The sequence below is a fragment of the Rathayibacter sp. AY1C9 genome (genome assembly GCF_002932315.1).
GTDB lineage: Bacteria > Actinomycetota > Actinomycetes > Actinomycetales > Microbacteriaceae > Rathayibacter.
In genome coordinates this window covers 87,363-93,362 of the sequence record NZ_PSVZ01000012.1, presented here as the reverse complement: position 1 = coordinate 93,362, position 6,000 = coordinate 87,363, and the positions used below count along the sequence as shown (strand labels likewise).

The following is a 6,000-nucleotide window of genomic DNA, read 5'->3' as shown; positions in this document are numbered from 1 at the left end:
GGCGACGAGGGCGGCGATCACCCCGAGGCGGCGGCGCGGTCGGGGCGTGGCGGAGGTGCGGGAGTCGGAGTCGTCGCCTCCGGTGGTCTCGCCGCGTCGACGCCCGCTCCACCAGCGGCATCGGCACCAGCACCCGCTCTCCCGGAGCGCCGCTCAGCAGCAGCTCGACCGCCCGGCGGCCCATCTCCTCGTGCGGCAGCGCCACGGTCGTCAGCCCGGGGCGGAGGTAGGCGGCCAGCTCGTCGTCGTCGAACGACACCACGGCGACGTCGCCGGGGATCGAGAGCCCCGCCTCCGCGACCGCCTGGTAGGCCGCCTCACGCCGAGCGGCTTCGGGCACGACGGCGCGGGCGGACAGGTCGCCTTCGCCGACCCGGACGCGGGAGTCGGCTTCGCGTTCCTCACCAACCGGATGGAGGGGGTCGGCGACGTGCGCGCGACCCGCGTCGTCGAGGCGCTCGCGACCGCGCTGCGACTGCCCGCTCCGCGCGGACTCTGACCCCTCCGCGCGGACTCTGGCCCCTCCGCGCGGACTCTGGCCCCTCCGCGCGGACTCTGACCCCTCCGCGCGGACTCTGGCCCCTCCGCGCGGAATCTGACCCCTCCGCTCCACCCCCGTCAAGGGGTGGGGCGCCCGGTCGGCGCCGTCCTAGCGTCGGGGGACGGGCCGACCGGAGGGGCGGTCCGGGATCCAGGGGAGGGCGAGATGCAGAAGCTGTACTACGCGAGCGGATTCGTGCTGCTGGGCGACGAGGTGTGCTCGGCGGTCGTCGAGTACGCGCAGGCGCTGGCGAACGTGGGGAAGTCGGACCTGGTCGTGGTGCCGTCGCTCTCGGACGAGGGGCTGCGAGGCGAGACCCGTCTCCTGGTCGGACCGGCCAGCCAGCTCTTCACCAGCCCGGCGCTCGACCGCGGCGTCGACCTCGACGACCCGGAGGCGGTGGAGTCGATGCGCGAGAAGACCCGACGGCTCCAGCCCGCGCGGCCGACCGTGCAGCCGCGCGGCGAGGGCGACGACAGCGAGGACGACGGCGGGACCGACTACCTCTGACGCCTCAGGTGTCGAGCGTGGTGCTGGGGCGCTCGCCGAAGCGGTGGGCGTACGAGGCCGAGAACCGGCCGAGGTGCGCGAAGCCCCAGCGCCGTGCGACCTCGCTGACGCTGACGACTCCGGACTCGCCCGCCCGCAGCTCCTTCTGCACGCCGTCCAGCCGGATCCGCCGCAGGTAGTCGACCGCGGTGAAGCCGAACTCGCGCCGGAACTCGGTCTGCAGCGTCCGCAGGCCGATGCCCGCCGCGTCGGCGATCTGCTCGGTCCGGAGCGGCTCGTGGGCGTGCTCGTACATGTACTCGATCGCCTGGCGGAGGCGCCCCGAGCGGGGTACTCCGAGGTCGCCGGGGGTGTCCAGCGTCGAGTGCGGGAAGGTCTCGAGCAGGGCGACGGCGACCGCGCGGTCGGCCTCGCGGCGCAGCAGCGGCGAGCTGTCGGCGTCGTAGATCACCCGGGCGACCGTCGCGACGGTCGCCGACCAGCGCCGCAGCGCCGCGCCCTCGGGTCGTGCGGTGGTGTCGAAGAGGAGGGGGCCGCGGGTGCCCTCCACCTCCTCCGCGATGCCCTCGAGGTACGCGCCGTCGAAGTGGATGAGGTTCTGGCGGTAGTCGTGGAACTCGAACCGGCTGGGGCGGTCGTTGACGAAGATCGCCGGCTGCCCGAATCCGAGGGTCACCGCGTCGCCGTCGAGATCGGTGACGCCCGCGCCGGCGGTCAGCCACGAGACGACGTACTCGCCCTCGGTCTGGATCGAGCCCTGCACGGAGCCGGCGAACTGGCTGCCGCGGAGCGTCACATCGCCGTCGCCGACGGAGGTGTAACGGTACGAGAAGTCCTCGCCGGGCTCGACGACGAAGCGGTGCCCGTTGTACGACTGCTCGAAGAGGGCCCGCGCCTGCTCGATGTCACGCCCGCCGATGTCGGAGCGCATGACCTCGTCCTTCTCGTTCATCCCGATCAGGGTCGCACGAGGAGCGCTTCTCACCGCGTGCCCCGAACGGGGAATTCGTTAAGCGGATAAACCAGTCGCGGGTCCGGCGGCGCGGGTCATGGCCTGGACGGTCGCCGCCTGGAACTGCGTGAGCAGCACCACGGTGTGCCGCGCTCCGGCTTCCACGGCGAGCGAGAAGGTGGCGCCGGCCGGAGTGGCCCGCCAGGAGCGGATGTCGCGGGTGCCGACGCGGGTCGAGTCGCCGGTGCCGGCGCTCCGCAGCACCAGGGAGTCGGGCAGCACGCAGAGCGCGCCCGTCACGCCGTCGACAGTGGAGGAGCACTCGAAGCCTGCGTCGTCGTGCACTGCACCGGCGAGCTCGACGAAGTCGGTGACCTCCATCGGCTCGTCGTCGTCGCGCCTGGACACGGCGCGCTCAGGCAGCGTGCGTGAGCCCGGAGGACTCGGGCTGCTGCGCCGGCTCGGTGACGATCCGCAGGCCCCGGCCGCTGTTGGCCTCCTCCATCAGTGCGCGCACCCAGGTGGCGTTGATCGCTGGCATGCGGCTTCCGTGGAACGAGAACTGGAGGGGGATGGTCGGGTGCAGCCACAGTGTCTGGCGTCCGGTGCCGTGCGCGCTCGAGGCGTCGAGCTGGAAGGCGAACGCCTCGTCGCGGCGGAACTTGTTGATCATGACGATCTGGAGGTGCGCGAGCGCGCGGTCGTCGATCTCGTGCGAGGTGGGGGGAGTGCCGTAGAGGAGAGCGCCCATGGTGCGTGCCGCCGTTCTGTGCTGTGTCGCGGGTGCCGGCCGCGACGGTGGGGTGCCCCGGCGAGTGCCGCCGGGAGGGGGAGTGCGAGATGGTGGGGGTGTTCGTGGTGAGCAGGACCCGGGGTGTGCTGTGCCGCCGAGTCGAGTGTCCGGAGTGTCGATCCGGGGGTGCCGGGCTCCGGGATGTCGAGCCCGGATGCCGTCGCGCCGAGCCGTCGATCCCCGCTGACGCCTGCTCTGCAGGCCCGTGGAGTCGGGCGGTCGGGCCGTCCCTCCGGCTGTTCTCCGAAAGTACGCCCCTCGTTCGGAGCGCACGTGCCGCTATCCGGAATGCGAAGCAGTGGCCCCGGCCGCCGGGCGGACCCCCAGCCGGGCGACTCCGGGGCTCAGTTGCCTGGTGCCTCCGGTGGGCGGTGCGGCTGCGTCGAGACACCGCGCTCGTGCGCGAGACGCCGCAGTGGTGCGTCGGGCGGGCCGGCGGTGTCTCGGCGGGGCGTGTGGAGCGGGAGGAGGCGTGACGGTGCGCTCACTGGACAGGGCGTGCGGCTCCGTCGAGACGCCGTCTCCGCGGCGGTAACTCGGCGTGCGCGGGAGGGTGCGCTCCTCCGCGAGTCGTCGCGCCACCGCTCCGGCGGGGGTGCCGACGCTCAGATGGCGTAGCGGACGCGGCAGTAGGGGAGGCGCTCGGCGAGGAGGGCGCGGAAGCGGTCGAGGGCGGCGCGCTTGAGGTCGCGTCGGTAGCGGATGTTGACGGCGCCGTTCTCGGAGAGCTTCTGCTCCTGGCGTCCCGGCTGCCAGAGCAGCGACTCCGCCGTGGGGTGCCAGCCGAGGTTCACCTCGTGCAGGCCCTCGTTGTGGGTGAGGAGGATCACCTCGGCCGCGAGCTGCGCCTTCGCCCGCGGGTGGAGGGCGGCGTCGAGCTGGTCGAAGAGCTCGGTCCAGTCCTGCTGCCAGGTCTCGGTGAGGATCACGGGCGAGAAGTTGACGTGCACCTCGTAGCCGGCGTCGACGAAGTCGTTGATCGCCGCGATCCGCTCGGCCATCGGCGAGGTGCGGATGTCGGTGACCTTCGCCGTCTCGGCGGGCATCAGCGAGAACCGGATGCGCGTGCGCCCGAGCGGGTCCCACTCGAGGAGCTCGCGGTTGACGTACTTGGTCGCGAAGGACGCCTTGGCGGTGGGCGACATCCGGAACAGCTCGCAGAGGTCGCGGACGTTCCCGCTCAGCAGCGCGTCGACGGAGCAGTCGCTGTTCTCGCCGATGTCGTAGACCCAGGCCTCCGGGTCGCACTGGTTCGCCTCGGCCTTGGGGCCCTGCTTGGCGATGTGCCGGGCCAGGTGGCGCTGGATCTGCTCGATGTTCGTGAAGAGCGTGATCGGGTTGCTGTAGCCCTTCCTCCGCGGCACGTAGCAGTACACGCACGCCATGGCGCAGCCGTTGGCGGTGGAGGGGGCGATGAAGTCGGCCGAGCGGCCGTTCGGGCGCGTGACGAGCGACTTCTTCACCCCGAGCACGAGCGCCTCCGTCTTGATGCGCACCCAGCGCGCGACGTTCGCCTCGTCGCCGTGCACCTCCGGGATCAGCCAGTGCGACTCGACGGGCACGATCTCGGCGCCCGGCCACCGCGCCACGACCTCCTGCCCACGGGGCAGCTCGAGCGCGGCCGGCTCGGCGTAGATCCGCCGGATGTCGAGCAGGCGCCGCTCGCGGACCTGCGCGGACGCGGGGCTCGGAGCGGTGTCGGACATGAGTCCGTTCTATCGGCGACCACCGACATCCGCGGTGGCGAGGCCGTCGCCCGCCGCGCAGGTCCTCCGCCCGGCTGCAGGCACCGTGGCGCCGCTCCCTCAGGATGGAGGCATGCCCTCCTCCGCCGACCGCTTCCGCCGCGCCGCCGTCGAGCTCGCGCAGACCTCCGAGCGGCAGGTCGAGTGGGCGCTCGCCATCACGGAGGATGCGCGCCTCCTCGCCCTGATCGACGAGCTGCCCGCGCAGCACCGGCAGCCGTCCCTGCTCTTCTCGGTCGCGCGGCTGCTCGGCGTGCCCGACGTCGACGGCGCCGGATTCGCCGCATGGCTCCGGAGCGAGTGGGCGCGGGTGGCGCCGGTGGCGGCGGAGCGGAGGACGCAGACCAACGAGGCGCTGCGGTGCGCGCCCCTGGTCGCGGCGCTCGAGCGGATCACGGAGCCGGGCGAGCCGGTGGCGCTCGTCGAGATCGGCGCCTCCGCGGGGCTCTGCCTGGCGCCGGAGCGGTACTCCTACGCCTTCACGGCGAGCGACGGCGAGACGCGGCTCGGGTCGGGCGCGCCTCTGCTGCGGTGCGCGGTGAGCGGAGGCGCGGCGCCGGCACGGCTGCCGGTCGTCGCGTGGCGCCGGGGGCTCGACCTGGCGCCGCTCGACGTCCGCTCGCCCGAGGACGTCGCCTGGTTGGGCGCGCTGCTCCCGCCCGACCGTCCGGAGCGGACCGCGCGGCTCCGCTCGGCCGTGGAGACTCTGCAGGACGACCCGCCCACGATCGTCGCGGGCGATGCGGCCGCTGAGCTGCCCGCCCTGCTCGACGCGGTGCCGCCGGGTCTGCGGACGGTCGTCGTCTCGCTCGGGACCCTGGTCTACCTGCCGTGGCCCGCGCGCGAGAGCGTCCTGGCGACGGTCGCCGATCGCGGCGCGAGCCTGGTGACGCTCGAGGCGGAGGCGCTGCTCCCGCACCTCGTCGCCGCGCGCGGGGACCGCACGGCACCCGAGCCGACCCCGTTCCTGCTCGCCGCCGACGGCGTCCCGCTCGCGAGCGCGGCCGCCCATGGCGGCACCCTCTCCTGGCTGGCCTGAGGCGCGCTCCAGCGCCGTGTGCGGGCTGCCCGAAGCTCGGGAGGTGCCCGGCGCCCGGTGCCCGCTCCGTCCCGGCGCTCGACCCGCGCCCACTGTTCAAGAGTTGTCGCACTCAGCGTCGAGTGCGACAACTCCTGGACTCTCGCGGAGGAGCGAGCGTCGAAGCCCGAAGCCCGAAGCCCGAAGCCCGAAGCCCGAAGCCCGAAGCCCGAAGCCCAACGCGCAACGCGCAACGCGCAACGCGCAGCGCTCTGAGCTCAGGCGCTCGGCCTGATCCTCCGCCCACCGTTCAACAGTTGTCGCACTCAGCGTCGAGTGCGACAACTCCCGGACAGTCGCGAAGGAGAGGGCGTCGAAATGCAGCGCCGAAAGCTCGGAGTCCCGGCGCTCGACCCGCGCCCACTGTTCAAGAGTTGTCGC

Annotated in this window: 7 protein-coding genes and 1 pseudogene; 3 read left to right on the top strand and 5 right to left on the bottom strand. The window is 73.3% G+C overall.

Annotated features, from left to right (window positions below; genetic code table 11):
• Positions 1 to 289 (bottom strand): annotated as a pseudogene (locus C5D09_RS18005) (substrate-binding domain-containing protein); the annotation flags it as partial.
• Here C5D09_RS18005 and C5D09_RS18000 point away from each other — a divergent pair.
• Together C5D09_RS18000 and C5D09_RS10155 are read left to right on the top strand one after the other, a co-directional pair.
• Positions 191 to 499 carry a serine hydrolase gene (locus tag C5D09_RS18000; protein ID WP_374953809.1) on the top strand — a complete coding sequence of 103 codons (309 nt, stop codon included), beginning with the start codon at positions 191 to 193 and terminating at the stop codon, positions 497 to 499. The pseudogene C5D09_RS18005 and the gene C5D09_RS18000 overlap by 99 nt on opposite strands.
• 207 nt (positions 500 to 706) lie before the next feature.
• Positions 707 to 1,051 (top strand): hypothetical protein, encoded by a 345-nt coding sequence (locus C5D09_RS10155; RefSeq protein ID WP_104223414.1) that lies wholly within the window; start codon positions 707 to 709, stop codon positions 1,049 to 1,051.
• Positions 1,052 to 1,055: 4 nt separating this feature from the next.
• Here C5D09_RS10155 and C5D09_RS10150 read toward each other — a convergent pair whose 3' ends face one another.
• The 4 genes from C5D09_RS10150 to C5D09_RS10135 form a co-directional block, all read right to left on the bottom strand.
• Positions 1,056 to 2,003 (bottom strand): AraC family transcriptional regulator, encoded by a 948-nt coding sequence (locus tag C5D09_RS10150; protein ID WP_104223413.1) that lies wholly within the window; start codon positions 2,001 to 2,003, stop codon positions 1,056 to 1,058.
• 57 nt (positions 2,004 to 2,060) lie between these two features.
• Entirely contained in the window at positions 2,061 to 2,411 is a 351-nt protein-coding gene (locus C5D09_RS10145; RefSeq protein WP_104223412.1) for a hypothetical protein, read from the bottom strand.
• 7 nt (positions 2,412 to 2,418) lie between these two features.
• The gene (locus tag C5D09_RS10140) at positions 2,419 to 2,754 is read right to left on the bottom strand and encodes an ATP-dependent DNA ligase (protein ID WP_104223411.1); all 336 of its coding nucleotides are present in this window, start codon (positions 2,752 to 2,754) and stop codon (positions 2,419 to 2,421) included.
• Positions 2,755 to 3,401: 647 nt separating this feature from the next.
• Positions 3,402 to 4,502: a spore photoproduct lyase family protein gene (locus C5D09_RS10135; RefSeq protein WP_104269232.1), complete on the bottom strand. Its 1,101-nt coding sequence runs from the start codon at positions 4,500 to 4,502 to the stop codon at positions 3,402 to 3,404.
• Positions 4,503 to 4,614: 112 nt separating this feature from the next.
• Here C5D09_RS10135 and C5D09_RS10130 point away from each other — a divergent pair, with 112 nt between their 5' ends.
• Entirely contained in the window at positions 4,615 to 5,580 is a 966-nt protein-coding gene (locus C5D09_RS10130) for a DUF2332 family protein (protein ID WP_181135028.1), read from the top strand.
• Positions 5,581 to 6,000: the final 420 nt, after the last annotated feature.

Excerpts from the sequence above, each read along its gene's own strand:
- C5D09_RS10155 (WP_104223414.1), top strand. The coding sequence starts at position 707 with ATGCAGAAGCTGTACTACGCGAGCGGATTCGTGCTGCTGGGCGACGAG.
- C5D09_RS10150 (WP_104223413.1), bottom strand. The coding sequence starts at position 2,003 with ATGAACGAGAAGGACGAGGTCATGCGCTCCGACATCGGCGGGCGTGAC.
- C5D09_RS10140 (WP_104223411.1), bottom strand. The coding sequence starts at position 2,754 with ATGGGCGCTCTCCTCTACGGCACTCCCCCCACCTCGCACGAGATCGAC.
- C5D09_RS10135 (WP_104269232.1), bottom strand. The coding sequence starts at position 4,502 with ATGTCCGACACCGCTCCGAGCCCCGCGTCCGCGCAGGTCCGCGAGCGG.
- C5D09_RS10130 (WP_181135028.1), top strand. The coding sequence starts at position 4,615 with ATGCCCTCCTCCGCCGACCGCTTCCGCCGCGCCGCCGTCGAGCTCGCG.